The sequence below is a fragment of the Rhodanobacteraceae bacterium genome (assembly GCA_016713135.1).
Taxonomy (GTDB): Bacteria; Pseudomonadota; Gammaproteobacteria; order Xanthomonadales; family SZUA-5; genus JADKFD01.
Genome location: JADJPR010000004.1, coordinates 357,431 through 384,226 on the forward strand (window position 1 = coordinate 357,431; position 26,796 = coordinate 384,226).

22 protein-coding genes and 1 pseudogene are annotated in these 26,796 nt (G+C 61.4%); 14 read left to right on the forward strand and 9 right to left on the reverse strand.

All coding sequences use genetic code 11. The features are described 5' to 3' along the window. Nucleotides 1-97 precede the first annotated feature (97 nt). Nucleotides 98-703: a hypothetical protein gene (locus tag IPK27_07315; GenBank protein ID MBK8067430.1), complete on the forward strand. Its 606-nt coding sequence runs from the start codon at nucleotides 98-100 to the stop codon at nucleotides 701-703. A gap of 6 nt (nucleotides 704-709) precedes the next feature. Here the strand turns inward: IPK27_07315 and IPK27_07320 are convergent, their stop codons facing one another. The 8 genes from IPK27_07320 to IPK27_07355 all read right to left on the reverse strand — a co-directional run bounded on the left by IPK27_07320 (nucleotide 710) and on the right by IPK27_07355 (nucleotide 11,965). Beyond that, nucleotides 710-1,441, reverse strand: coding sequence for a hypothetical protein (locus IPK27_07320; protein ID MBK8067431.1), 732 nt, complete (start codon nucleotides 1,439-1,441; stop codon nucleotides 710-712). Nucleotides 1,442-1,445: 4 nt separating this feature from the next. After that, nucleotides 1,446-2,072: a CAP domain-containing protein gene (locus IPK27_07325; GenBank protein ID MBK8067432.1), complete on the reverse strand. Its 627-nt coding sequence runs from the start codon at nucleotides 2,070-2,072 to the stop codon at nucleotides 1,446-1,448. A 127-nt stretch (nucleotides 2,073-2,199) separates the two neighbouring features. Continuing rightward, on the reverse strand, nucleotides 2,200-3,042 hold the full coding sequence (fghA, locus tag IPK27_07330) for an S-formylglutathione hydrolase (protein MBK8067433.1): 843 nt from the start codon (nucleotides 3,040-3,042) through the stop codon (nucleotides 2,200-2,202). Continuing rightward, nucleotides 3,042-4,151 (reverse strand): S-(hydroxymethyl)glutathione dehydrogenase/class III alcohol dehydrogenase, encoded by a 1,110-nt coding sequence (locus tag IPK27_07335; protein ID MBK8067434.1) that lies wholly within the window; start codon nucleotides 4,149-4,151, stop codon nucleotides 3,042-3,044. The genes fghA and IPK27_07335 overlap by 1 nt, the downstream gene beginning before the upstream one ends. A gap of 213 nt (nucleotides 4,152-4,364) precedes the next feature. Then, entirely contained in the window at nucleotides 4,365-6,059 is a 1,695-nt protein-coding gene (locus IPK27_07340) for a Mur ligase (protein MBK8067435.1), read from the reverse strand. Between the two features lie 229 nt (nucleotides 6,060-6,288). Next, entirely contained in the window at nucleotides 6,289-9,084 is a 2,796-nt protein-coding gene (gene cphA, locus IPK27_07345; GenBank protein ID MBK8067436.1) for a cyanophycin synthetase, read from the reverse strand. Between the two features lie 609 nt (nucleotides 9,085-9,693). Beyond that, nucleotides 9,694-10,389 (reverse strand): leucyl/phenylalanyl-tRNA--protein transferase, encoded by a 696-nt coding sequence (locus IPK27_07350; GenBank protein MBK8067437.1) that lies wholly within the window; start codon nucleotides 10,387-10,389, stop codon nucleotides 9,694-9,696. Between the two features lie 7 nt (nucleotides 10,390-10,396). Beyond that, on the reverse strand, nucleotides 10,397-11,965 hold the full coding sequence (locus tag IPK27_07355; GenBank protein ID MBK8067438.1) for a SpoIIE family protein phosphatase: 1,569 nt from the start codon (nucleotides 11,963-11,965) through the stop codon (nucleotides 10,397-10,399). Nucleotides 11,966-12,044: 79 nt separating this feature from the next. Here IPK27_07355 and IPK27_07360 point away from each other — a divergent pair, with 79 nt between their 5' ends. Continuing rightward, nucleotides 12,045-12,626: a GNAT family N-acetyltransferase gene (locus tag IPK27_07360; protein MBK8067439.1), complete on the forward strand. Its 582-nt coding sequence runs from the start codon at nucleotides 12,045-12,047 to the stop codon at nucleotides 12,624-12,626. A 173-nt stretch (nucleotides 12,627-12,799) separates the two neighbouring features. Then, nucleotides 12,800-13,009, forward strand: coding sequence for a hypothetical protein (locus tag IPK27_07365; GenBank protein MBK8067440.1), 210 nt, complete (start codon nucleotides 12,800-12,802; stop codon nucleotides 13,007-13,009). On the opposite strand, the gene IPK27_07370 is transcribed toward IPK27_07365, so the two are convergent. Further along, nucleotides 13,006-14,199, reverse strand: a complete 1,194-nt coding sequence (locus IPK27_07370; GenBank protein MBK8067441.1) for an integron integrase — start codon at nucleotides 14,197-14,199, stop codon at nucleotides 13,006-13,008. The two genes, IPK27_07365 and IPK27_07370, sit on opposite strands and share 4 nt — an antisense overlap. Nucleotides 14,200-15,205: 1,006 nt before the next feature. Between IPK27_07370 and IPK27_07375 the strand changes: the two genes are divergently transcribed. From IPK27_07375 to IPK27_07425, 11 genes and pseudogenes are all read left to right on the forward strand, one after another. Then, entirely contained in the window at nucleotides 15,206-15,691 is a 486-nt protein-coding gene (locus IPK27_07375) for a hypothetical protein (protein MBK8067442.1), read from the forward strand. A 118-nt stretch (nucleotides 15,692-15,809) separates the two neighbouring features. After that, on the forward strand, nucleotides 15,810-16,295 hold the full coding sequence (locus tag IPK27_07380) for a GNAT family N-acetyltransferase (GenBank protein ID MBK8067443.1): 486 nt from the start codon (nucleotides 15,810-15,812) through the stop codon (nucleotides 16,293-16,295). 690 nt (nucleotides 16,296-16,985) lie between these two features. Then, nucleotides 16,986-17,591 (forward strand): hypothetical protein, encoded by a 606-nt coding sequence (locus IPK27_07385; GenBank protein MBK8067444.1) that lies wholly within the window; start codon nucleotides 16,986-16,988, stop codon nucleotides 17,589-17,591. 100 nt (nucleotides 17,592-17,691) lie between these two features. Beyond that, nucleotides 17,692-18,183, forward strand: coding sequence for a hypothetical protein (locus IPK27_07390; GenBank protein MBK8067445.1), 492 nt, complete (start codon nucleotides 17,692-17,694; stop codon nucleotides 18,181-18,183). Between the two features lie 654 nt (nucleotides 18,184-18,837). Then, nucleotides 18,838-19,706 (forward strand): annotated as a pseudogene (locus IPK27_07395) (restriction endonuclease). Nucleotides 19,707-20,431: 725 nt separating this feature from the next. Next, the gene (locus tag IPK27_07400) at nucleotides 20,432-21,004 is read left to right on the forward strand and encodes a hypothetical protein (protein ID MBK8067446.1); all 573 of its coding nucleotides are present in this window, start codon (nucleotides 20,432-20,434) and stop codon (nucleotides 21,002-21,004) included. Between the two features lie 91 nt (nucleotides 21,005-21,095). Next, nucleotides 21,096-21,413 carry a hypothetical protein gene (locus tag IPK27_07405; GenBank protein ID MBK8067447.1) on the forward strand — a complete coding sequence of 106 codons (318 nt, stop codon included), beginning with the start codon at nucleotides 21,096-21,098 and terminating at the stop codon, nucleotides 21,411-21,413. A 255-nt stretch (nucleotides 21,414-21,668) separates the two neighbouring features. Continuing rightward, nucleotides 21,669-22,328 (forward strand): hypothetical protein, encoded by a 660-nt coding sequence (locus IPK27_07410; GenBank protein MBK8067448.1) that lies wholly within the window; start codon nucleotides 21,669-21,671, stop codon nucleotides 22,326-22,328. Between the two features lie 691 nt (nucleotides 22,329-23,019). After that, entirely contained in the window at nucleotides 23,020-23,223 is a 204-nt protein-coding gene (locus IPK27_07415; GenBank protein MBK8067449.1) for a hypothetical protein, read from the forward strand. Nucleotides 23,224-24,030: 807 nt separating this feature from the next. Next, a complete protein-coding gene (locus IPK27_07420; protein MBK8067450.1) occupies nucleotides 24,031-24,366 on the forward strand; it encodes a hypothetical protein in 336 nt (111 codons plus the stop codon). A gap of 1,381 nt (nucleotides 24,367-25,747) precedes the next feature. After that, nucleotides 25,748-26,779: a hypothetical protein gene (locus IPK27_07425; GenBank protein ID MBK8067451.1), complete on the forward strand. Its 1,032-nt coding sequence runs from the start codon at nucleotides 25,748-25,750 to the stop codon at nucleotides 26,777-26,779. The last annotated feature ends 17 nt before the right edge of the window (nucleotides 26,780-26,796 follow it).

Sequence of the window (26,796 nt, forward strand, 5' to 3'; positions counted from 1 at the left end):
TGCGTCCTTGGCGTCTCCGCGTTGAACAGGTCCGCCCGCATGCTTGATTCGCCGCCGTAACCGGCGTCCAATGTGCCGGTCCGTGCAGGAGGCGAGTATGCGCAGCGCGATCGCGGCAGGCTTGTGGGTGGTGTCCGCGGCAGCGACGGCCGCGACCTGGGCGCCGGGCACCCGTGTCGAGGCCTCGCCGACCCAGATGGACCAGTTCTGGGAGGTCTGCACCATCGAGAGCGGACCCAACCAGTGGGACCAGTACCGCGCTGAATGCAATGGATACGTGCTACCGGTGCCGGCCAAGTGGATCCGCCCCTTGTCGGCGGCCGCACAGCCATCCGCCGCGGTGCCGCCCGCGCCAGTTGCACCCGCAGCGTCGCCGCCTCCGGCCGCCACCACCCCAGCCCGGCGCCCCGACGGTGCGGCTACCCAGGTGGCGATCGGCAGCTACGAGTGTTGGGCCTTCAACAGCGCGCGCATGGACCTCAATTTCGAGGTCACCGCGCCCGGCCGCTACACCGCCGCCGCCGATGGCAGCGAGGGCAGTTTCAGTTTCGACGCAGCCAACGGGCAGATCCGCTTCACCGGCTACCTGGGTGAGGCGATGCCGGACGGATTCACCTCGATCTACTACGAGCCAAACGGCCGCCCCACGGTCAGTTTCCGCGGGCGCAGCGGGTCTGAAGCCTCGTTCTGCGAGAAGCCCTGAGCGGACTCAGTCCGCCGGCGGCTCGGCGCTGGCGGACGGCTCGGCGGGCGGCGCTTCTGTGGCACCAGACGCTGGTACGAAACCCAGTCCCATCTCGACCACCACCGCGGGCTGCGCGCGCATCGCAGGCAGGTCCGATGCGAACTCGGCATCGCCGGCCGGGTAGTCCGCCGCGCGTTCGACGCCCTCGGACAGCTCCGGCGGCGCCAGCCGCAGCGAGAGCTGGCCGGGTTCGAGGAAGGCGCGGGCGAGTGTTCCATCGGCCCAGTTGCTGACGTAGCCGCCGTAATCCCAGTCGAAACCGAGGAACTTGTAGGGCTTGCCGTTGAGGCGCTCGAGTTCGCTGCTGCTGGTGCCGATGCGGATGCCGAGCGGGCCGGTCCAGTTGGAACCAGCGTCGCGCACGTGGATCGCTGTGATGCTGCCTGCGGGATTGGCGTCGAGGAAATAGACAAACGCGCGCCGGGCGGGATCGTCCGGATGGATGATTGCACCAGGCTCGCTGTCGCCTTCACCGAGCGGGACCGATTGCTCGGCTACCTCGGCAGCGCCGTAGCGCGCGCGCAAGTCGGCCAGCGTCATGCTCGGCTTGAAGCCATTGCCGCCGACCAGCAGCAGGTAGAGATCGGCTTCCGGCACGGCCGGGGGCGGTGGAGGCGCAGGAGGCGCGGGCGGTGGCGGCGGTTCGCTGCAGGCGACCAAGGTCAGCGTGGCGCACACCAGCAGCATCTGGCGCATGGGTTCACTCGAAGCCGTTGTTGTAGATGGCCGGCGAGGTGCCGGTGCACTCGGAGATGCTGCCGGCCGGATCGGCGCCGTCGCCGAACCAGAGCACGGCGTAATTGCCGACGATGCCCACGCCCATGCCGCGGAAATTGACGCCCGCCCAGACGCCCTGGTTGAGGATCACATCGCGATGCGCGGGGCTGTTCTGCCAGGCGGTCAGCGCGATGTTGGCGGTGATTGCACCCCCGGCGACCGCCGCGTTCTCGTAGCCGTTGCCGGTGTAGGTGTTGTTGGAGATCTGCCGCGGCTTGCCCCACATCTGCGCCGCCTGCGCGTGGTCGGGCGTGTAGCAGACCGCCTGCCACAAGGACGGCATCGCACCTGACCAGCTGTGCAGGTTGCAATTGCCACCGACCGGCGCGTTGGCCTGCAGGTCCCAGGCATGCCACTGGCCGGTGGTGCTGAGCCAACGGGATGCCGGCAGCGCGGCCTTGCCGTTCTGCACGCGGTAGGCGTTGACCGCCTGCACCAGCGCGGCTTCTTCGGTATTCAGGCAGTTTCCGGTGTTGGACGGCACCGGGATGCCCTGCGCCAGGGCAGGCGCAGCCAACCAGTAAAGTATCAACACGATCAGGCTACGCACGCCGGGGCTACTCCTGCTTGCTTCCTTGCATTGCATCTTGAACGCCATTTCCCCTGGCGCCCGCTTGCGCTGGTGTCAAGCGTGGTCACGGCGTGATCGTAGCCACAGAATCGAGTGTGCGCAAAGCTCACCGGCACAGCGTCGCCGCGTGGTGCCGCAGATGATCGTCGATGAAGCTCTGGATGAAATAGTAGCCGTGGTCGTAACCGGCGTGCCGACGCAGCGTCAGTGGCTGCCGGATCGAGGCGCAGGCCGCCTCCAGGCGCTCGGGCTGCAACTGGCTGTCGAGGAATCTGTCGGCGAGACCCTGGTCGACCAGGATTTCCTGCGCGGTGCGCCGGTGCCGCAGCAGTTCGCAGGTGTCGTGTTCCGCCCACAGGTGCGGGAAGTCGCCGAGATAGCGCGGCAACGCCTTCTGGCCCCAGGGGACCTGGGTCGGCGCGACGATCGGCGCGAAGGCCGAGACGCTCCGGAACATCTGCGGATACTTCAGCGCCAGGGTCAGCGCGCCATGCCCGCCCATCGAGTGGCCGAAGATGCCGCAGCGGTCGAGGTCGGCGTTGAAATGGGTCGCGGCAAGCGAGCGCAGTTCCCTGGTGACCCAGCTCTCCATGCGGAAGCGCTCGACCCACGGGCCCGCCGTCGCGTCGAGCCAGAAGCCGGCGCCCTCGCCGAACTCCCAGTCCCCGGTGGCGCCCGGGAAGCCGGTGTCGCGCGGACTGGTGTCGGGTGCCACCAGGATCAGCCCAAGCTCCGCAGCCAGGCGCTGTGCGCCGCCCTTGATCGCAAAGGTCTCTTCGGTGCAGGTCAGTCCGGCCAGGAAGAACAGCACCGGGCGCGGCCCGGCCATCGCCTGTGGCGGCCGGTAGACCGAAAACCGCATGGGCCCGCGGCACTCCATCGAGTCGTGCCGGTAGAAGCCCTGCACGCCGCCGAAGCACACGTGCTCGGCGATGGTCTCTGGCGACATCAGTAGAGCACCACGGAGCGGATCGACTCGCCGCGGTGCATCAGGTCGAAGCCCTCGTTGATGCGTTCCAGCGGCAGCGTGTGGGTGATCAGGCTGTCGATGTCGATGCGGCCTTCCATGTACCAGTCGACGATCTTCGGCACGTCGGTGCGGCCACGCGCGCCGCCGAAGGCGCTGCCGCGCCAGTTGCGGCCGGTGACCAACTGGAACGGGCGCGTGCTGATCTCCTTGCCGGATTCGGCCACGCCGATGATCACGCTGGTGCCCCAGCCTTTGTGGCAGCACTCCAGCGCCTGGCGCATCAGGGTGGTGTTGCCGACGCACTCGAAGCTGTAGTCGGCGCCACCTTTGGTCAGCGACACCAGGTATTGCACCAGGTCGCCGTCGACTTCCTTCGGATTGACGAAGTCGGTCATGCCGAACTTCTCCGCCAGCGCGCGCTTGGCCGGATTGATGTCGACCCCGACGATCTGGCTGGCGCCGACCATCCGCGCGCCCTGGATCACGTTCAGGCCGATGCCGCCGAGGCCAAACACCACCACGCGCGAGCCCGGTTCAACCTTGGCGGTGTAGATCACCGCACCGATGCCGGTGGTCACGCCGCAGCCGATGTAGCAGACCTTGTCGAAGGGCGCATCGGGACGGATCTTCGCCACCGCGATTTCCGGCAACACGATGTAGTTGGCAAAGGTGCTGGTGCCCATGTAGTGCCAGATCGGCGTGCCGTCGATCGAGAAGCGGCTGGTGCCATCGGGCATAAGACCCTGGCCCTGGGTCGAGCGGATCGCCTGGCAGAGGTTGGTCTTGGGGTTCAGGCAGTACTCGCACTCGCGGCACTCGGGCGTGTACAGCGGGATCACGTGATCCCCCCTGCGCACGCTCTTGACCCCGGGGCCGACATCCACGATCACACCTGCGCCTTCATGGCCGAGGATTGCCGGGAACTTGCCCTCGGCATCGGCGCCGGAGAGGGTGTAAGCATCCGTATGGCAGATGCCCGTGGCCTTGATCTCGACCAACACTTCGCCGGCGCGCGGGCCGTCGAGATCCACGGTCTCGATCGACAGCGGGGCACCCGCACGGAAGGCGACGGCGGCGCGGACTTTCATGGCGCTGGCTCCTTGGTTGCTAGGATGGCCCGGAGTCTACAGACCCTCACGAAGCTGAAACCCGTCCATCGGCACCGGAACGTCACCAAGTGAAAAACGCAACGGATGGATCCGGAGCTCATGAGCGCGATGAAGCGGGCGATCGGGTCTCCACCCACGGGTTTCCGGCAGGCCTTGAGGAGCGGGCTCCGCCGGCGATTCCTGCAATTGCCCTCAGCCCTCGCGCAGCCGCCCGAAGACGCTTTCTACCTCGCTGTGCACGAACATCACGGCGAGGTCCCCCGGTTGCAACCAGTCCAGCGCGCGTGCCAGCGCATCGGTGTCGCCTTCCACATCGACGATCCGCTCGTCCGCGAGCCCGCCCGCGCGTGCGCCCTCGCACAGCAGCGCCGGGATCTCGCCCGGCTCGCGGCCGCGGCGGTACTTGGGCATGTCCTTCAGGATCAGCAGGTCAGGGCGCTCAGCGGCGGCCAACCGCCCGAGCTCGCGGATGGCGTCGTCGCCGCGGTCGCCCGCCTGGCCAATGGACACCAGCAGGCGCCGGTGCGGCAGGCCGCGCGCGGTATTGAAGATCGCCGCCAGGCTGTCCGGGTTATGGCCAAAGTCCGCCAGCACCTGTGCGCCTGACGCCAGCGGATAGAGATTCGCGCGGCCGGGATTGTCATCCACCGACCGACCGAACTCGCGCAGCGTGCGCCGGATCGCAGCCAGCGGCAGTTTCAGCTGGATCGCCGCGGCGGCTGCGGCCAGGCAGTTGGCGATGTTGTGGCGCGCGCTGGCGCCGCCGGGCAGGCCGATCTCGTTCAAGCCGATCAGGTCGATGCGCCGGTGCGCCTGCTCGTAACACAGGCGACCGTCGCGCACGGTGGCGATGCCGCGCAGCCGGTGCGTGCTGCGCAAGGTCGACGAATTCGGCGGGTTGACCGCAAACCAGGCAAGATCCCGCCCGCTGCGATGCGCCTGCGCGCGGCACCATTCGTTCTCGGCATTGGTTACCAGCACGCCGTGCGGCTTGAGCGCCTTCGCCACCAGGAACTTGACCTCGGCCAGCTGCCCGAGAGTGTGGATGCCCATGTCGTTGAGGTGATCATCGGCGATGTTGGTGACGATCGCGACATCTGCCGTGCGCACCGACAGCCCGCGGCGCAGCATGCCGCCGCGGGCGACTTCGAGCACGGCGAACTCGGTGCGCGGATGACGCAGCACCTTGCGTGCCCCGCCAGGGCCCGAGTAGTCGTCACGGTCCAGCACCTCGCCGCCGACCTCGACCGAATCCGTGCAGCAATGCCCGGTGACGCGCCCCGCGTTTGCGGCGATGCGCGCCAGCAGCCGCGTGGTGGTGGTCTTGCCGTTGGTGCCGGTGACCAGCGCCACCGGCATCCGATGGCGTACCGCGGGCCAGTCGATGCTGTCCGGGTCCGGCACCGCGGCGTAGGCAAAGGTCTGCGCCGCAGCGCCCTCGCCGACGCTGAGGTCGCCGTCGCCGACCAGCAGTTGCGCGTGTTCCTTCAGCGCGCGCTCGCGGAATGCCACCAGCCCCGGGTTCGCCGCGTTCTCGGCGCGCCGCTGCAGCCGCGCCAGGATCCTCGAGCGCCGCGGCACTTCGTGGTCCAGTGGCGCCGACAGCGCCAGTTCCCACGCCCATTCGGCAACATAGGTGGCCACCAGCAACTGGTCGATCGGGGCGGCCAGCGCGCAATGCAGCGTGGGCTCGAACCAGCGTGTCGTGCGTTCCAGATCGCCCCAGCCCAGCGCCAGCGTGAATCGCCGCACTTCCCGCCGCCAGCGCGCACCGAGCAGCGTCTTCAGCTCCGCCGGCGGCCGAGTCTCGATCACCGCCCCGGGTCCGTTCAGCAGGATGGTGCGGCCGGTCAGGCGGCGCGAGTCGAGGAGGTAGGGGATGGTCATTGACGAGGGCCGGGAATGGCCGGAGCAGAGGCGGGGCCGGGGGCAGGGGGCGGGGGAAATGCACCGGTCTTCGCAACGGCCGCGTCGTGTTGCGGATACCCGTGCTGCGGGACCGCGCTGGCGTCGTCGAACCTGATGAGTCCAATCCGACTACAGCTCACGTCAGTGCTCGAGCGGAGCCTCACGCCATTCCCCCTGACCCCTGCCCCTGCTCTTCGCCCCCGCTCCTTCAATCCGCCTCCTCCCGCGCAAGGTAAACGCCGCGCTCGTCCTGGCGGATTTCCATCGTCTGCGGCTCGGAATAGTCCTCGAAGCCCATCAGGCTGCCGATGGCGGCTGCCGGGATGGCGGTGAGATTCGGCTTTTCCGCGGCAGCCTGGACATCCGGCTTGAAGTAGATGATCTGCTTCCAGCTGCGCGGGATGTTGTCGGCGAAGACCACCACCAAGTCGCCCGGGCGGGCCCGCTTGAGGGCGGAGGTGATCGCCTCCTGCTCGTCCTCGATGATCTCGATCTGCTCGGCCTTGACGCCCGCTTCGAGCAATCCCTTGTGCAGCATGGCCGGAACTTCGTCGCCGCGACGGCCGCGGGTATGGTCGTCGCGCTTGCAGATATAGGTGTCGTAGTGGCCGGCAGCGGCCTGCGCCAGTTCCAGGATGTCTTCGTCGCGACGATCGCCCGGCGCCGCCCTCACCACGAGGCGCTTGCCGACGATATTGAGCTGGTCGGTGAGGTTGGCCATCGCGCTCACGCCGTGGGCGTTGTGCGCGTAGTCCATGATCACCTTGAACGGGTGCTCGTCGAACACGTTGAGGCGGCCCGGCGCCTGGAAGAAGCTGGTGGTGAAGGTGCGCAGGCCGTGCTCGATGTTCTCGCGGCTGACCTTCAGGCCATAAGCCAGCGCCGCGGCGAACATCGCGTTCTGCACGTTATGCAGCGCGCGGCCTTCGATCGTGGCCGGGATCAGGTGCGTCCACATCAGGGGCAGGTGCGAGCCCTTGTCGTAGAGCGCGATCATGTGCCCGTTCATGCCCTGCTCCAACACCACCGCGCGGCCGCCGGCGCGGATGTGCGCCTGCACCAGCGTGTGCCGCGGGTTCATGGTCACATAGCAGACGTTCTTTGCGCGGGTGTACGCGGCCATGCGCAGCACGCGCGGGTCGTCCGCGTTCAGCACCGCGGTGTCGTTGGCGATCTCGACCACCGTGCGCTTGACCTCGGCCAGCTCGTCCAGGGTGTCGATGCCGCGCAGGCCAAGGTGGTCGCTCTGCACGTTGAGCACTGCGGCCACGTCGCAGTCGCGCACCGCCATGCCGCGCTTCAGCAGGCCGCCGCGCGCGGTTTCCAGCACTGCGGCGTCGACCGTCGGGTCGCGCAGCACCATGCTCGCGGCCACCGGGCCGGTCATGTCGCCCTTCACCGTCAGCTTGCCGTCGATGTAGACGCCATCGGTGGTGGTCAGGCCCACCGTGTGCCCGGCCATCTTCAGGATGTGCGCGAGCATGCGGCTGGTGGTGGTCTTGCCGTTGGTGCCGGTGATGCACGCGATCGGGATGCGCGAGGGCGCGCCGGGCGGGAAGAGCATGTCCATCACCGCGCCGCCGACGTCGCGCGACTTGCCCTCGGCCGGCGACACATGCATGCGGAAACCCGGCGCCGCGTTGATCTCGCAGATGCCGCCGCCGTGCGTCTGGTAGCTCTGCGAGATGTCGTCGGTGAGGAAATCGACACCACAGACGTCCAGCCCGATCGCCTTGGCCGCGCGCACCGCCATCGCCCGGTTGTCCGGGTGCACGACGTCGGTCACGTCGATCGCGGTGCCACCCGTCGACAGGTTGGCGGTGGAGCGGAGGTAGAAGATCTCACCTTCGGGCAGCACGGTGTCGAGGGTGTAGCCCTTCTTCGCCAGCAAATCGTCGACCTGGTGGTCCAGCTGGATCTTGGTCAGCACCTTCTCGTGGCCGATGCCACGACGCGGGTCCGAGTTGACGATTTCGATCAGGTCCTTGATCGAGTGCGTGCCGTCGCCGATCACATGCCCGGGGACGCGCTTGGCCGCAGCGACCAGCTCGCCATTGACCACCAGCATGCGGTGGTCGAAGCCGGTGAGGAAGGTCTCCACGACGACCGTGCGGCTGATCTTGCTGGCCACTTCATAGCCGCGTGCGACTTCCTCCGGCGTGCGCAGGTTGATGCAGACGCCGCGGCCATGGTTGCCGTTGTAGGGCTTGACCACCACCGGGTAGCCGATGCGCTCGGCCGCGCGCAGGGTCTCGCGCTCGCTCGATGCGGTCATCTGCTTGGGCACCGGCAGGCCGAGGTCCTCGAAGATCTTGTGCGCCATCTCCTTGTCGCACGACAGTTCGACGGCGATATGGCGGGTCTCGCTGGTGATCGTCGCCTGGATCCGGCGCTGGTACTTGCCGTGGCCCAGCTGCACCAGGCTCTGTTCGTTGAGCCGCAGCCAGGGAATGGCGCGCATCTCGGCCGCCTTGACCAGCGAGCCGGTGCTCGGCCCGAGTTCCTTCTTCTGGGTGTAGCGGATGAACCAGTCGCGTTCCTTTTCGAAATTGAACTCGCGATCCGCGTACTTCTTCTTCAGTTCCTCCGGCAGCAGCGAATGGATCAGGCGCAGCGCCAATCGACTCGCTTCCAGCCCGACATCCTTGTCCTGGATCTCGAACACCACGTTGTACTGGCCCGGCGTCTTGGTCGAGCGGGTCTTGCCGAAGGTGACCTCATGGCCCGCCAGGTGCTGTACCTCGAGCACCGTGTGCTCAAACACATGTCCGAGCCAGGTGCCTTCGCCCTCACGCATGCGGCGCAGGAAGCCGCCGGCCTCACCGTAAGAGCAGCCGTGGTCGGCCAGCGACGGCACCGCCTTGACCAGCCCGTCGATGAAGGCCTCGCCCAGCCGGGTCGTCGGCCAGTGCTCGAGCTCTTCGAGGTCGACTACATGCAGCACACACGGAAAATGCGCGAACCGGTTCGGCCCGCCGTAGACATCGGTACTGACAATGCGCATCGACTGCTCCCCCGCTGGATGGCCTGGGCCAAGCATGCCCCAAGCGATGTGTGGTGAGTAGTGAGTGGCGAGGGGAAAAGCGGGGCAGGGGGCACGGGGTACGGGGAGACCTCAGTCGAGATTCTGGTTGGTGCGTTGACGGCCCCGCCTTGCTGTCTGTGGGAGCGGGCTCTGCCCGCAATCTTTCTGCTGTTGCTTGAACCTCAGGAAGCAACAGCGTTTCGGCCGGGCCGCTTTTCTTTGAGTGGCCAAGAAAAGTCACCAAAAGACACCGCGTCCGCGCTTGCCGCGCGTCGTGCGCGGCAAGTTCCCTGCGGTGCTCACGAAGCGCAGGCCGCTGCGCAACTCGCTGGTCCGGCCCGTCGGCACAGCCGCCGGTCGTTCGCAGCCGCGCGCCGCATGCGGCGCAAACGTGCGACTGCTCACCCCTTTGCTCGGACATGCTCGCTTTCCCCTGCGCTTCGCTCCGCTCCTCGGCGCTCCCGAGAGGCCCCATTTTCCCTTCGACCCGGCTTCCTGCCTGGTTTTCGAGGCGAGATCTTGGTTCGAGGTTTCGCTGAGGCCAGTTCTTGAGCGTACACTCCGGCATGCAGCGACCCGTCGATACCGCTACACAGTGTCTTGCCATGGCCACGACGTCGTCGCACCTTCCGTCAGCGTCGCGACGCAACTCACGAACTCCGCCCGCGGCATGGTCTCGGCGCCGAGGCTGACGAGATGCGGGGTTTCCTGCTGGCAGTCGATCAGCGGCCAGCCCCATTGCGCCAGTCGGCTGCACAAGGCCCACAGCGCGGCCTTCGACGCGTCGGGGACCAGCGAGAACATCGATTCGCCGAAATACATCCGGCCGATGGCCAGGCCATACAGCCCGCCGACCAGTCGCGCGCCGTCCCAGACCTCGACGCTGTGGGCGATACCCAGGCGATGCAGCCGGGTGTAGGCAGCCACCATTTCCGGGACGATCCAGGTGCCCGACTGGCCTGGGCGCGGTGTCGACGCACAGGCGTGGATCACTGGCAGAAAGGCCGTGTCGCAGCTGATTCGCCAGCCGGCGGCGCGCACGCGCTTGTGCAGGCTGCGGGTCAACCGGAAAGCCTCCGGGCGGAGCACCAGGCGCGGATCCGGCGACCACCAAAGGATCGGCTCGCCGCGCGAGAACCACGGGAAAATCCCGCGTCGGTACGCCGCAAACAGGCGTTCCGGCGACAGATCGCCGCCCGCCGCCAGCAGCCCATTCGGCTGCGTCAGCGCTGTGTCGACGGGTGGGAATGCCTCCGGATCGGCTCCCAGCAGCGGCAGTCCCATCGCCCGCTCAAGCCGGGAGGTCGAAGGCCAGGATCGATGCGTCGTCGCTGGGCATGCTGCCGCCGGCGAACAATTCGATACCGGCGATCACCGCGCTGACATCCGCCTGCGGGTGGTTGCCGCGGCGCAGGATCTGGTCGAGCACGATCGGCGCGAACGTGTCTCCACCCGCACCGCGGATCTCGGCGATGCCGTCCGAATACAGCACCAGGCGTTCGCCGTGATCGAGCATGAGTTGCTCCGCCTCGAAAAGCGCGCCGGCGTCGATTCCGAGCGGGATCGCGCCGCGCCCGTCGAGCTTCTGGGGGTGGCCGTTGGCGCGGATGTGCCGTCCATGCCCGTGACCTGCGTCGACGTAGTGGATTCGGCGCGCGCGCGCATCGACCACACCGATCCACGCGGTCGCAAAGCGCCCGCCACCGACCCGGCTGACGTATTGGTTGCAGCGCCGTGCGGCCAACGCCGGATCGCAGGTCTCCAGAAGTTCCGCGTGCAGATAGGCCTGAACACTGGCCATCAGGAAGCCGGCGCCGACGCCCGCGCCTGCGACGTCGCCAAGCACCACGGCGCAGCGGTTGTCGTCCAGCGCGAATACATCCACAAGGTCGCCCGCCACCAGTCGACCCGGATGAACATGGAAGGCGTAGCGCGTCCCGGCGCACTCGCCGTGCGCGGGGGGAAGGATCTGCCGCTGGACTTCGCGTGCCTGGTCGAGATCGGCGTGCAGGCGCTCGACGCGCCGCTCCATGTCGCGACGTTCGACATTGCCCAGCGTCAGCCCGGCCAGCCGGGCCAGCGCGTGCGCGAATTCGGCGGCATCCGCACGCTGGCGCGCATCCGGGCGGGTCAGTTCGGCCAGCAGATAGCCGCGGATGTCCTTGTCCACACGCAGGGCCACCGCCAGCACCGGGCGCACGCCCGGGGCGCCGGGCAGCTCGATGTCCGCCTGCACCACGCTGCCCTGGTTGGCGCTGGCGAAGATCTCGGCGATGCAGGGGAACGGCGGCTCGGCCGGTGGCAACGAGGCACCCACCTCGAATCCACCGTCAGCCTGCAGCCAGACGGTCGCCACACGCGCAGCCGAACCGCGCTGCGCGAAATCGCACAATTGGTGGACGATGGCGCGCACGTTCTCGGCATTGACCGTCGTCGCGGCGAACTCGACCAGCAACTCCAGCCGCCGCTCGGCTGCCAGCACCGGCGCCGCGATGCGCGTCACCGAGCCCAGCGACACCGCCGGGGCGATGGCCGTATGGCTGCGCGCGGGAGCGCTCTCCTCGCGCCGCACGCGAAAACGCCACGGGCCAATCCGGACGCGGTCGTGCTCGGCCAGCGGCACCGGGCGGTCGGGATCAACCGCGTGGTCGTTGACGAAGGTTCCCGCGCGACTGCCGAGGTCGCGCAGGTACAGACCTGCCGTGCGCGCCTCGATGGCCGCGTGGCGCCGGGATATGCCGGGATCCGCGAGCACCCAGTCGCACTCCGGACTGCGCCCGAGGATGCGCGGCTCGTCCAGTTTCAGCTGGCGCGAACCCAGCGTTGGGCCACTCAGGACTTCCAGGACCAGTTCATGCATGCGCAGCATTCTAGACGAGGGCAGTTCACCCCGCGGGTGCGCGATATCATCGCGAAGGAAAACGCCGAACAGAGGCGCAATGTCCGTGGATGTCATCCTGCCTCTCACGCCCGAGCGCTGGCCGGATATCGAACGCCTCTTCGGCAGCCGCGGCGCGTGCGCAGGCTGCTGGTGCCAGTACTGGCGCCAACGCGGCCCGGAATGGAAGCAGCGCAGCAGCGAAGGCAACCGGCTGGCCTTCCGGCGCCAGGTGGAGCAGGGCCCACCGCCCGGGCTCATCGGATACGCCGACGGCGAGCCGGTTGCATGGTGCCAACTCGGGCCCCGCCAAGCCTACGCGCGCGTGCTGGCCGCGCCGTCGAAACAGCCAGTCGACACGCGCCCGACCTGGCTGCTCACCTGTTTCTTCGTGACCCGCGAGCAACGTGGTCGTGGCTGGATGCGGCGACTGATCGAAGCCGCCGTCGTCCGCGCAAGAGAAGCCGGTGCTGAGTGCCTGGAGGCTTGGCCCGTCGCGGGCGACAAGCCGGTGGCGGCGACCTTCGCCTATGTCGGACACGCGCCGACGCTGGAAAGCTGCGGATTCAGACCCATCGTCGTCGAGGCCAGCGGCGGACGCACCTTCCGGCGCCACCGGCTCGATATCGTGAGCGGCGCGTGACCCCCACCACGCCCGACTTATGCCGGCGTCCGCCTGTCCATCGCTGCGATCATTTCGTTCTCGATCACGATCACCACCGTCGGCGTCGGCGTCGGCGCGATGTACCAGTTCCTGCTGCCCGAACTCACCCGGTTGCGAGCGGCGGCACCCACGAAGTCCCCGGATTGACCCGGATGGCCGTGGCGGCGGAAACCTGGTGGCTGCTGGCTGCCATTGCTGGCGGCCTGCTCGTTGCATGGCTGACGCGCAACGCGGGAGCTCTGGACCACCGGGTGGCGCGGGGGGTGTTGCAACTCATCCTCGTGCTGGACGTATTGATGGTCGGCCTGTTGCTGGCAGGCTTGTACGCCTCCATCGTTGCGCTGCCGCAGGGATTCGGCTAACGATCCAACGGACTGAGGACCCCTCCCGCCCCCCGATTCAAGACATGGGTGTAGATCTGCGTCGTTGCAACATCAGAATGACCGAGCAGTTCCTGGACCGTTCTGATGTCGTATCCCGATTCGAGCAAGTGTGTCGCGAACGAGTGGCGCAACGTATGGCAACTGGCGATCTTGACGATCCCGGCGCGGTGCAACCCCGACTTCACCGCGCGCTGTAGTGTCTGCTCGTCGACGTGATGACGCCGCTCCAAGCCAGAGCGCGGATCGCGGGAACGCTTCGATGCGGGAAAGACGTACTGCCAGCCGATTTCCCGCGCCGCATGCGGGTACTTGCGCGCAAGCGCCTTGGGCAACCATGTCTCGCCGAATCCATCGCGCAGGTCCGCCTGATGCACCGACTGTGCGCGCTGAACCTGCCGCTGCAGCGCGTCCGACAGGCTGCGGGGCAGCATCGTCACGCGGTCCTTGGCGCCCTTCCCGTTGCGAATGATGATTTCATGGCGAAGGAAGTCCACATCCTTGATTCGCAACCTCACGCACTCCATGAGCCGCATGCCTGTGCCATACAGGAGGCTCGCCATCAGCCACTCGCGCCCATCGAGTTGCGCCAGCAGATCCCGCACCTCAACTCTATCCAGAACGACAGGCAGTCGCCGCGGAATCTTCGCCCGGGTGACATTCTCGAGCCAGGGCAAGTCCATGCCGAGGACATCGCGATACAAGAAGAGCAGGGCGCTGAGGGCTTGAGACTGCGTCGATGCTGCCACCTGGCCCTGGGTGGCGAGCACGGTGAGAAATTGTTCGACCTCTGCCGCCCCCAGATCCCGCGGATGCCGACCCTTGAAGGCCAGCATGAAACGCTCGATCCAGCCCGAATACGCACGCTCCGTCCGCAGACTGAAGTGCTTGACCCGGATGCGATCACGGACGAGATCGAGAATCCGGGTTTCGCGCGGAACGAGAGCCGACTCAGATGCAGGATTGCGCGACAGTAGCGATCCTGAAAGGGTAGCGGGTTCGGGTTCAGCCGCCGGAGGAGCACACGAACCTCCCACCGATAGGACTTCCCCAATCGCCGGACCGGGCCTCGTTGACTTGCTGTCACCGGACTCGCGACCACCTCCTCCAGCACCGCGCACAGCAGAACGAGAAGGGCGATGGCCGCGCGACACGGAAGACGTGCCCGCCATCATGCTGCGCGCATCGGTGGGGTCCGGAGCCAAGGTCAAACCCCGCTCTTTACCCCGACCCGATTGCTGACTGCTCGCGGCCGCCGAAAGTCTGCAGTGATCATAGTAGGCGGCAAACCGAAGCCCTTCCACGGGAACCGCGACAAAACGTGCCACTCGCCAAGGTGCTCGTTGCTCGGAACCGTCAGGGGCAAGCAATGCCCGTGCAATCTCACGTTGCTCAGCAGGAGACTCGGAGCACTCGCCCTCATTCCGAACACCACCGCCTCGTACTAGCTCCGGCGCTTGAACGGCAGCAACAACGGGCGGAGACTCAGGTGACGTCACCGGCTTCGAAGCGAGCAAAGCCTCCACCAAGCCCCAGTCAACCCCACTTGCAGCGACACGGGACGTAGCAACATGAACAAAAACGAGGTGATATCGCATACCAATTCATTTATGAGGTCGTCTCCAAAGGTTAGCCTCGCTGCACGGCCCATCAGAATCAGGTAACCCCCTGAAACAACGTAGGAAATTTCCGATGTGAACATCCATGCCCCCGTCCTCACTCGGTCCTGGACAGTTCATATCACCTCACATCTGACGTCCACTTGTAGTTAGGCATCAAAGGCGGCTTCCGGGCGGAATACGGAAAACCGTCGCCCTTGGGACTGAGGCCATGCTGCAGTGCAGATTGTAAAATTCCGAAATCTGTGCTAGAAAAGCGAGGCGGGTCTATGGCGATGAACAAGTGCGGAATGCCTGAGGAATTGACCAGCGCGAATCGCCTGGAGTTTGAGATCCGCAGTCCACTTGCTCATCGCCATAGACCCGCCTCGCTGATGAATGCGCAGGCCGGGATTATCTGGGCAGGGCGTTTTTGGCTCATCGCTCCCGGTGTGCCGGGAGTCCTCGGCGGCAGCCACCTTCGATCCCTAACTATGCGTTCAACCGGACGTCGTACGGTCCTTTCGGCCAGAGTGAAGGTTCAAGTGCGCCGCCGGTTAACGCGGCGTTAGGACTCACAATGAAGGATCTCGCACAATTGGCAGGATTTATGGCAGCACACGGGATATGGTGCGTTGAGGACGGCGAGCCATTGATCCCAATGTTGGCATATATAGATGAGTTTGGGAAACGCGTGCTTGAACGATTCGCTACTGAATTTCTAGAAGACGGCGCCGCTCAAGCTCGAGCTGCTTTAGAGAAGGGCGTGTCGGGTGCGCGTTGCGCATTGACGGTAATTGATGGATATATGCCACTGGACGGTGGCAAGTGTGACGCGCTATTCATAGAAGCTAAAGTGCTTGGTGAGGAGAAAGCTGGGTTTAGCTTTGCGTTGCCCTACCGAAACGCATTAAATGAGGGTGGCTTTGCCGTGCATCGTCCAAAGTTTCTTGCGCTGCCAGTCGGTGGGTCTGTTGAAGAAATCGCTGGCTGGTTTTTTGAAGGTGTTGCGCAACACGAAAAAGGTGCAGAATTGTGGAATCGGTGCCTTGATGAGTCTAGATAATCAGTTTAAAGCGAAGTGAGTCCTAACTATGCGTTCAAGCCGACCGCGGAACTGGCTCTTCGCGCTGACCGTGGCACCTCGTGCCGCGGCGGCTTAACGCGGCGTTAGGTCTCACTACATGCTTCGACTCGCTCAACCAAGAGACTTTACGGCGGTCTTTGAGATCTACATGGATCCGTCAGTAATTCCGTTTCTGACGTTTGAACCAATGCAAGCAGGAGAGTTTCTGCCTCACTTCGAAGATTTGTTAAAGAGTGGCTGCTTCCACGTCTGGGATGAGTTGGGGAAGGTGCGGGGGTTTTGCCGAATAAACAGGCATCCCGGGCGTGCTGCGCATGGTGCTTACTTCGGGACGTTTGCAGTCCATCCACGGGATCAAGGAAAGGGTGTAGCTAGGAAGATATTAGATACGGTCATATCAAAACTGAAAGAGCAGGGTATGACACGCATTGAACTAATGGTAGAAGAAGATAACACCAGAGCTATCGCATTCTATCGGAGATTCGGGTTTGAGATTGAAGGTGTAATGCGGAATGCCTACAAGAGAGCCCACGAAAAGCACTACGTAAATGAGCTCCTTATGGGGATGTTGTTTGAATCTTAGGTTTGAACCGTGAGACCTAACTATGCATTCAAGCCGATTGCGGAACAGGCTCTTGGCTCAAATCGAGCATTATCGTGCCGCAACGGCTTAATGCGGCGTTAGAATTCACTCGCTTGGCCGTAGCCGAGCTCGTCAAACGCCAGAAGGCTGGGCGGGAATTGGTTCTGAGTTGATGCCTGGGCGGGATGTGCTGAGGCATGGAGCGGGAAGGGGAAGGTTTGAGGATGGATGTCTGAGGTAGAGTGTCTGAGGTTGAAAAGCCTGGGGTGGGGGACTTGAGGGGGAAAGCGTGAGGTGGAAACTCGAGGTGGAAGCTTGAGGTGGAAACTTGAGGTGGAAACTTGAGGTGGGAAACTTGAGGTGGGAAACTTGAGGTGGAAACTTGAGGTGGAAACTTGAGGTGGAAACTTGAGGTGGAAACTTGAGGTGGGAAACTTGAGGTGGGAAACTTGAGGTGGGAAACTTGAGGTGGGAAACTTGAGGTGGGAAACTTGAGGTGGGAAACTTGAGGTGGGAAACTTGAGGTGGGAAACTTGAGGTGGGGATTTTACGGTGGTCTATTTTCGCTCTGTTGCTGGGTGAGTTCTAACTATGCAATCAAGCCGACGCCGGAACAGGCTCTTCGCACAAATCGGACAATGCCGCCGGCGCGGCTTATTGCGGCGTTAGGCCTGCTTGGAGGGTCAAGAATTGTCCGACATTTTGTCTGTCGAGTTCAGAGAGAACTTGGCTCGGGTTGACAATCTGCTCAATGCATATCGAGCCTTGAAGCGGCACTCCCTGTGCGAGAAACAAACCCGAATGGACGTTCTTCGGGCCGCAGTCGTGATGATGCATAGTTCGTTGGAAGAAATAATTAGAAACATGTTTTTGATACGTCTTCCTGGGGGAAGCGTGGAGGCGCTGAACAAAATTCCCTTTGTTGGACACGAAGCTACCCATCGTCCAAAGCAGATCTTGCTTGGTGACTTGAGTCGGTTTCGAGGACGGTTCATAGATAACATAGTTAGGGACTCAATTGATGCGTATGTGAATACTATGAACCTAAATAATGCCGTGCAACTTTGCAATTGCCTGGAAATGGTGTCTCTGAGTCCGGAGCCGTTTCGGAACACGTTTCAGGATTTGGACGCAATGATGAAGAGAAGACACCAGATCGCACATCAAATGGATCGTGCGAGTGATTTGAACTTGACAGCTGATCCAATAGAGAAGATTAATCTGCGCATTGTTCTTGCTTGGCGTGCCGCTTTGCAATCCTTTCATCGCCTCTTGTTAGATGCACTTGCTCAATAAATGCAGGCCTAACTATGCGTTCAAGCCGACCTCGGTACCAGCCCGTGGCTTCGACCGAGCCGCTTCGCGCCTCGGCGGCTTAACGCGGCGTTAGGCTTCTATGGCCAGAACTCGCCCTGACCCGAAGACAGAACTAGCTTTTCGCAACTACGTGCAGGCTGCGGCAAATGCAAGGGATGACATCGAGTTCTTTCTGGAGAATTGTGAGGGCAACTTTACGGTTGACTATTCACTAGATTCGTTGTTGGAGATAGAAAAGTTCTACCGGGCTGCCATCGCCGGATCCGCGAAATTTCCAACGGAGCTTGGAACGCCGCAGGAATTCATTGAGCTGGCTTGTCTTTATCTTGGTGAAACAATCATTCGCGCAGTAAATGGTAAATGGGTGCTCATTTGTGACAATGGCACTAGAATGTTGCCCGCCGTCACTTTTGATGGTTGTCCTAACTGGGCAGTTTGCTATCCTTCACGCTTAGCGGCTTCATTTCAGAACCTGCACAACACAAATCCGAATTTTGCCGGGCTTCGCAAGAGGGAAGTCTTGGCAGAACAACTAAGGTCTATTTTATCCGTCCACAAGAAACATGCGTAGAAGCCTAACTATGCAATCAAGCCGATTGCGGAACAGGCTCTTCGCTCAAACTAAACTATCGTGCCGCAACGGCTTATTGCGGCGTTAGAATTCGTTTGAAACCCCGGATGGCCAGCAAGAGGCTTGAGGTAGGGCTTTCCGCAAGAGTGGATTCGTGATGTGGAAGAGCGGCTTTCGCTTCGTCTGGCCGCATTGCTCCGCGCGGCGATGATGATACGCAGCCTGTTGGCTAGGTTGGCCGCGCTGCTGTTGGCGGGCGGGTACGGTGGGTCGTGCTGTCAAGCAACTGCTCGCGCTTCGTCTGGCCGCACCGCTCCGCGCGGCAATGGTGATACGGAGCTTGGCGGCCAGGTCGGCCTCGCTCCGGTTGGCGGGCGGTCGGCTGTGCGCTTCGTCTGGCCGCGCCTGCAAGCGCGGCGGATGATGATACGTGGCGCTGTCGTAGACCGTGCCGCGCTTGGCTTGCGGGCGGTCGCACCTTCGGCGCACACTCGTGGCCTGTTGGGCAAGATTGGATTCTGCGCATCCATGGCTGAGGGCAAACAGAATTCTAACTATGCGTTCAAGCCGACCGCGGAACAGGCTCTTCGCATGGACCGTGGCGCCTCGCGCCGCGGCGGCTTAACGCGGCGTTAGCTTTCACTTGGGGGAACAATGGCAAAGCGTCGCTCTGAGTTCATTCAATGGCTGGGGCCCATCTTAGATGCCTTACGCGCGCTGGGTGGCTCTGGGAAACCCCGAGAAGTTTGTGACTACATAGCGGAAAAGCTGCGCGTTTCTGATAAAAAGCTTGATGAAACGCTTAAGTCAGGGCAGACCGTTACTATAACCAAGTGCACTGGGCCCGGCAGTACCTTGTTTGGGAAGGGTTGCTTGACGGATCCACTCACGGTGTCTGGGCTCTGAGTAATGCGGGGTACGCGGCCCAACTTGATGAAGCTGAGTCACGAAAGATCGTTTTAAAATGGGTGAAGATTCATGCAGCCGCGCGAAAGAGCGAAGAACAGGGTACTGAGGCGCCGGCAGTCGTTGAACCGGAGGTTGTCGAGGATCAGGACCACAAATTCCTGCTGTTGGAGCTATTGAAGAAGGTCACGCCAGAGGGATTTGAGAGGGTTTGTGCACGTCTGCTGCGTGAGTCGGGGTTTGAGAAGGTCACTGTCACGGGTCGGCCGAAGGATGGCGGAATTGATGGAATCGGTATTCTCCAAATAAACCCATTCGTTAGTTTCAAGGTGCTCTTTCAGTGCAAACGCTACAAAGGTGCTGTGTCGCGTGCCCAGGTAGGAGACTTCCGAAACGCAATGATTGGAAGAGCGGACAAAGGGATAATCATTACAACGGGTACGTTTTCGGCTGACGCTCGCCGAGAGGCTGATCGGGAGGGCGCGCCGCCGGTGGAGGTGGTTGACGGAGAGAAACTCGTGGGAATGTTTGAGCGCGCGAAACTCGGATTGAGAGAAAAGGTTGTGTTTGAGGTTGATCACAGCTTCTTCTCGGGTTTCTTGGCTGGTGAAAGCTAACTATGCAATCAAGCCGACGCCGGAACAGGCTCTTGGCACAAACCGGACACAGCGGCCGGCGCGGCTTATTGCGGCGTTAGGCCTCTTCGTCGCTTCGAAAGAGGTGGGAGTAAGTTGATGGGCAATTGGAGCCAAAAGCTTGAAAACGGACTTGGTTGGAGTCTCGGGTCCGTAATCATTGTCTTTGCCCTAGTGGGGGCATCGGTTGGAAATTACGTAGTTCTCGGTCTCACCGGTTTGGTACTACTTTTTCTAGTGCCAGCCAGCCGTTCGGTCTTGAAGTCGAAGGGGGTTTGGGTACCGAGGGCGGTTGCAATGCTGGGAATTGGAACCGTTTGGTTCCTTGTCATCGTGGGTTCATTCGGACACACAATGAGAGCAAAGGAGGAAATAGAGGCCAAGCTTCGCTTAGAAAGGGCCGAAGTCGCGATTCTAGTTAAGTGGAAGTCAGACCGGAAAGAAATAAGTAGAATCCGCCAAAACTGCACTTCGGGAAGGCAAGCTAGACGGCGCTATTGAGATTGCAAGTAAGTGGAGACGCTTCAAGGATTCCGAGTTGCTTGGTATTGCGGCGGAAGCAACAAGATTGAAGGATGACGCGAAGCGGGAAGTGGAAAATCAAAGGAAAGAGGCTGAATCAGCCCGCGCGGAGGAGGCTCGGCGACTCGCTGAGGTAGAAAAAGAGGAAAGACGCCAGACGGAAATCAAGGGCATTGAGACGTCGCTTGGAAGCGAAGAACGGTAACACGGTTGAAGAGATCCATCAAATATATACAAAGCTGACAGAACTTGAGCCTGAAAACTTGGACTGGGAGAAAGCCGCTCGCGCACTGGAGCCTGAAATTCAGAAGATCCGGGATGTGCGAAATGCAGAGGCAATGGCCCAAGCAGAGGCGGAATCAAATGCGCGGCTGGCTCGCCGCTTTTCAGACTGTAATGTCGGTTTTTTTGGGCCAAGCGTAAGAATTAACGGGCTTGGGAGGGCATTCTGGGAATACACCCTTCCCCAACTCGGAACGACCGACCTTTCGGGACTGGTCTATCACTTAGCGGATGAAGCGTATAGCATCGCGAAGGCTTGCGAAACAGCCAAGCAACTGCAAGTTACGGTCCGGGTGACCGGCCTTGTTGACAGATTTGGCGCGAGCGCCCCGGATGTGACGGCTACGATAGACATTGACCTTGTTGAAGCACGGAAATTCGCTGGCTCTGCGTATTACACTCAAGATGACGCCGTCGGAGCCTACTTGTCGGTATTAATATCGACATCAAGGATTGCTCGATTCGTGGATGATTGATTCTTCATGGTGATCTGCCTTGCGAGGACCGGACTCCCTCGTGAGTTAAAAGATACGAGTCCCCAAGGAACCCAAACGTAAGGAGAATAACATGGCGTTCACCACTATAATCTTCAAGAACCCGCACACTGGCATGATGAAGACCGCGCCAGTTGGATTCTCTTGGACCGTATTCTGTTTCGGACCTTTTCCGCCACTTTTTAGAGGCGATTGGAAGCGGGCAGTGATCATGTTTCTACTTGTATTCGTGACCGCGGGTCTGAGCAGCGTCATTTTCATGTTCATATACAACAAACTGTACATTAAGGACCTGATTGAAGCTGGCTACAAGGCACAGTCTATCGCTACGGGAGATCTAGACTACGCGAGCATGAAGATTGGCATGGAAATTCCTAGAATAGCGCCATGACATGTGGCAAGTCGCTTTCCTGAACTGGGATAGGCTTGTCATAGTGGTATGCCAAACTCTCGCGCTTATCCTCTTCGTGCCATTGAAAGAGAGGCCTAACTATGCGTTCAAGCCGACCGCGGTTCCCGCGCTCGGCTTCGACCAAGCCTCGTCGTGCCGCGGCGGCTTAACGCGGCGTTAGAATCGCTCTGGAAGCCTACGGAGGAGGACAGGTCTTGAAGTACGATGCGATCATCCGAGAGATTGAAGCTGAATATGTTCGTCTCGCACACGCTCGGTTGGCGCTTCCTGTGCGTTTCGAAGAAGGTGCTAGGGAAAAAGCCTCGAATCGCGCTGCTCACGGCGAACCCGGGAGGAAATGAAGAGCGGGCAGATCATGCTATTGGAAGTTGTGAAGCAGGCTGCTCCTACTACTCAGAGCAGTGGGGTAATGTGCCTGCTGGTCAAGGAAGCCTGCAGCTTCAGGTTCAGGGACTTTTCAATACGCTTGTAAAGCACACTGAATTTGAAGGGAACGCCAGGCAACTGATGGATTCAAGCTTAATAGCCTATTTCATTCCGTTTCGTTCGCCATCGTTAATAGGTCTTCATCGAAAAGGCGAGTCGGAGGCTTTCGCATATTCGCTTTGGAGCCGCATAATGGCGAGCCAAAGTCCCGAACTTGTGGTAACGATGGATCCATTTACATTTCATTGCGTTGGAAGAATTCTAGGTGGTGGTAAGAGTGGTGTCTTACATGAAACTTACGAGACCGGATGGGGAAATATCAAGGCGGAGACTATCTGGTATGACGCTCCCGAGAAGCAGATTGCGGTAGTTCGTCTTCCGCATTTGTCCCGCTTTAGGCTGTATTCCAGATTTGAATCTAGGGAGCATTTGGACTTCATTTTCGAGCGTGCTTGCAAGCGATTCTAACTATGTGTTCAAGCCGACGCCGGAACAGGCTCTTCGCACCATCTGGCTGCGCTGCCGGCGCGGCTTAACACGGCGTTAGAATTCGTTTGAAACCCCGGATCGCCAGCAGAAGGCTTGAGGTAGGGCTTTCCGCAAGATTGGATTCGTGATGTGGAAGAGCGGCTCTTGCTTCGTCTGGCCGCATTGCTCCGCGCGGCGATGATGATACGTAGCTTGTCGGCCATGTCGGCCGCGCTGCGGTTGGCGGGCGGGTACGGTGGGTCGTGCTGTCAAGCAACTGCTCGCGCTTCGTCTGGCCGCACCGCTCCGCGCGGCAATGGTGATATGGAGCTTGGCGGCCAGATCGGCCGCGCTCCGGTTGGCGGGGCGGTCGGCTGTGCGCTTCGTCTGGCCGCGCCTGCAAGCGCGGCGGATGATGATACGTGGCGCTGTCGTAGACCGTGCCACGCTTGGCTTGCGGGCGGTCGCACCTTCGGCGCACACTCGTGGCCTTGTGGGCTAGATTGGGTTCTGCGCATCCATGGCTGAGGGCAAACAGAATTCTAACTATGCGTTCAAGCCGACCGCGGAACAGGCTCTTCGCATTGACCGTGGCGCTTCGTGCCGCGGCGGCTTAACGCGGCGTTAGCTTTCATATTGCCCCTTCGCGCAAGGAATCTCGGAGTCGTGAAAGAGTGCACTGAAATCACCCATGAGCCAGATCGCCGCGTTGCGCGCGATTGTGATTCTGTGGATGGAAAAGCAACTCGCCGCGCGGCCTTCGTGCGGTTGTCGCTCGGTGCAAGCCCGGTGGGTAGCTCTGTACAAGGCTTGTCGCCAACTGGCCGCATTGCTGGGGTTGGCGGGCGGGTACCGTTCTCGCTTCGGCCGGTGGTTGGCATTGCGGGAAGCGTGAGGCAAGGTTGCCGCGCCTGGCGCGGCGGCTGTCTCGCAGGTCGCAGTCAGAGGTTGCCGCCGCCGCGCGCTTGCGGGCGGTCGGTTCAACGGCGCATGCTCGGTTGGGGCATGAGGATGAAGAGCTAACTATGCAATCAAGCCGACGCCGGAACAGGCTCTTGGCACAGGCCGGACACTGCGGCCGGCGCGGCTTATTGCGGCGTTAGCTTTCATATTGCCCCTTCGCGCAAGGTATCTTGGCGTCGTGAAAGAGTGCACTGAAATCACCCATGGGCAAGATCGCCGCGTTGCGCGCGATTGTGGTTCTGTGGGTGGTAAAGCACTTCGCCGCGCGGCCTTCGTGCGGGTGTCGCTCAGTGCAGGGCCGTTGGACGGCTCTGTACGTAGCTTGTGGCCAGCTTGCCGCATTGCGCGGGTTGGCAGGCGGGTACCGTTGTCGCTTCGGTCGGGGGTTGGCATTGCGGGAAGCGTGAGGCAAGGTTGCCGCGCCTGGCGCGGCGGCTCTCTCGCAGGTCGCAGTCACGGGCTGTCGCCGCCGCGCGCTTGCGGGCGGTCGGTTCAACGGCGCATGCTCGGTTGGGGCTTGAGGATGAAGAGCTAACTATGCAATCAAGCCGACGCCGGAACAGGCTCTTGGCACAGGCCGGACACAGCGGCCGGCGCGGCTTATTGCGGCGTTGGGCGTCAGAGGCCGGGAGTCGCCGGGACGTTCTCTTCTCTGGAGGGAAGGAATAGGATGGGAAGTACTATCTGGCTTCTCTCAGAGAGCACCCTGGAGCAGGGCGACTCATGGGATCATTCGGCGATGTATGAAGCATTGCCTGAACTTGATGAGCTTTGTGCAAAATTAGGAGTGCCTACTATTTCCTCTTTCGTGGGCATTCCAGACAAAGATGGCAGTCTCACCTGGAAGATGATCCGGAAGAAGACGCAATGGTTTGAAGCGGGTCGTGCCATCCCAACATTTGAAGCGCTACGGTCGCTTATTTCCGCCAATCCAGAATCAATCAGAGTCCCGAAGAAAAACTTTGGAGACGTAGACTTCAGGCAGCTCCTTCTTGAAGAACTTGAGGACTGTCTAAGCAAGGTAGCCAAATTTGCGAATGCGGGTGACCCATTCCACGTTAGTTTTGTGTCATAGTGCTCTGGAAGCAGAATTGGGAATCGTGTTCTTGGGGAGTGGAGTCATGGAGTTGGTCGCAAGAAACCTGACGCCCAACTATGCGTTCAAGCCGACCGCGGAACAGGTTCTTCGCACTGACCGTGGCGCTTCGTGCCGCGGCGGCTTAACACGGCGTTGGATTTCAGAAGCAGTGGCGGGGCGCTGGAGAGCATCACGTGATGAGGTGGAAGCTTTGGAGCGGTGAGCGTTTCAGATTGAGCGCTTTTGGTGGAAGGAAGAGCGCATTAGCCCCAATGTCGCAGAGACGGGGCATCTTCCGCGGCACTGTCTGAAGGAATGCAATAGCCCCAATGTCGCTGAGTGCGGTTCTCGATCCAGGAGCGTATGAGGCTGCACTTGATGGGGTGGTAGGGAATGATCGTTGCGGAAAGGTGTGTTAAATCAGAAGGTTACGGGTCTGAGGTTGGGTCATTTGTCGTGATGATGCCGTTTGGAGCTTGCGGAAAGAAGTGCTGAGGTGGAGGATCAAGAGCATGTTGGCTTTGGCAGTCGGGGGTTCGTGCTCGGTGGCAAGAAACCTGAAATCCAACTATGTGTTCAAGCCGACCGCGGGTTCGGCCCTTCGCTTCGATCGCGGCTGGACTAGCCGCGGCGGCTTAACACGGCGTTCAGTTTCGTACAAGGCGTATCACTTTTTGGGCGGAACGTCGGCTACATTCCAAAGCTATTGAAGCGGCAACTGACGAGGAGTTCAGACGAGCCACAGACATTGGCAATTAAACGTGTCGGAGGAACTTATCGAACATGGGGAACCTGGAAACTCGATAATAATTGATCTGAAGCCTGGAAACGCAGTCGGAAACTTGTCGCTGTACGAGCTTTCGGAGATTTGGGGCGTGAGTGGGTGGGGGTGGACTCCGCTGATGTTCCGCCTTCGGGCGTTGTTTGTCGACTGTGCGCGGGACGGATTTTACGATCACAAGTTTGAGATTGAGGATTCAGAGATTGAAGAAGGAATCTTCTCAATACTTTACGTAAATGGATCGGTTTCAAATGGCGAAATATGTGGCAAGTGGACTGCGCCAAGGGCTAGCCCTACCAACTCAGCACTGCTTTGGCCTGATACCTTTGAATATTTCAAGGAGGCTTCAAGTCGTTGGAGAGGGTGAGGCTTTCGCATAAGTTACTCGAATCGGCCTTGCCTATTAACTACGCTGTGACCAGCGCTGGAAAAGCTTGGAGGGTTTCAAGTGGATAGACTCCTTAGAACGGGAACAAGGCTCACTCAACTCTTAGGTTTGGGATTGGCCTGCGGTGTGAGTGGATTCGCTCGGGCGCAAGACTATTCGTTAGTCACTGGCGTAAACAGTGTATCGGGGGGCGTTTTCATACGTGCGCGTTGCTCGGAAATGGCTCCGCGAAATGTTGGGGAAGTAACACTGAAGGACAACTCGGTACTGGCATTTTCTTTCCTCAGAGTACGACAGCCGTCAACGTTGCTTTCTTGTCCGGCTCTGCTTGGCTCGATTCGGGTGCAGGTCACAATTGTGCGCTGTCCACGGTGGGTCCTATGTGCTGGGGGAGAAACGTCAATGGCCAACTCGGAAATGGCGGCTCCGGCAATTTGCCGTCTCCGGCTTTTGTCAGTGGAGGGATTCAGGCCATTTCCATAGCTGCAGGCGGCGAGCATTCTTGTGCCATAGTTGCTGGAGGCACAGTGAAGTGTTGGGGGAATAACCAATATGGGCAGATCGGCGACGGAACCAATACTCCTCGCTCCGTGCCCGTCGACGTTCCAAACGTAACGGGTGCAACGCGCCTTGGGGCCGGTTTTGGACACACCTGTGCTCTGGTTGGAGGCGGCGCAGTCAAGTGTTGGGGACGAAACGCAGCGGGGCAACTGGGAAACGGTACAACGCAGAATAGTCTCGTGGCAGTAGATGTGGCTGGCTTAACAGGTGCGACGCAGTTGTCTTCTAAAGCTTCACACAACTGCGTAGTGGTGGGTAGCCAGCTCAAGTGCTGGGGTCTAAATCAGCACGGACAGCTCGGAAACGGGGCCATGAGTAACAGCAGCGTGGTGGTTGACGCACTGATTTCAGGTGCTACTGCCGTGGCGGCAGGAGGGCAGCACACCTGCGCGATAGTCTCTGGGGGAGTGAGGTGTTGGGGTGATAACTTCTTCGGACAGCTCGGAAACGGTAACACCGCAAGCAGCCTACTGCCTGTGAATGTCTTGAACGTGGCGGGAGCCACTTCGCTGACTTCGGGTGACCAACACGCCTGTGCGGTCGTCGGTGGGGGCGGGGTAAAGTGTTGGGGATACAATTCGGACGGCGAGCTCGGCAATGCCAGCCAGGCAAACAGCCCAACTGCAGTTGATGTTCTTGAACTCGAGAGAATCTTTGGGAGCGGTTTTGAAAATCTCTAGACTCTTGGGGCCAAGAG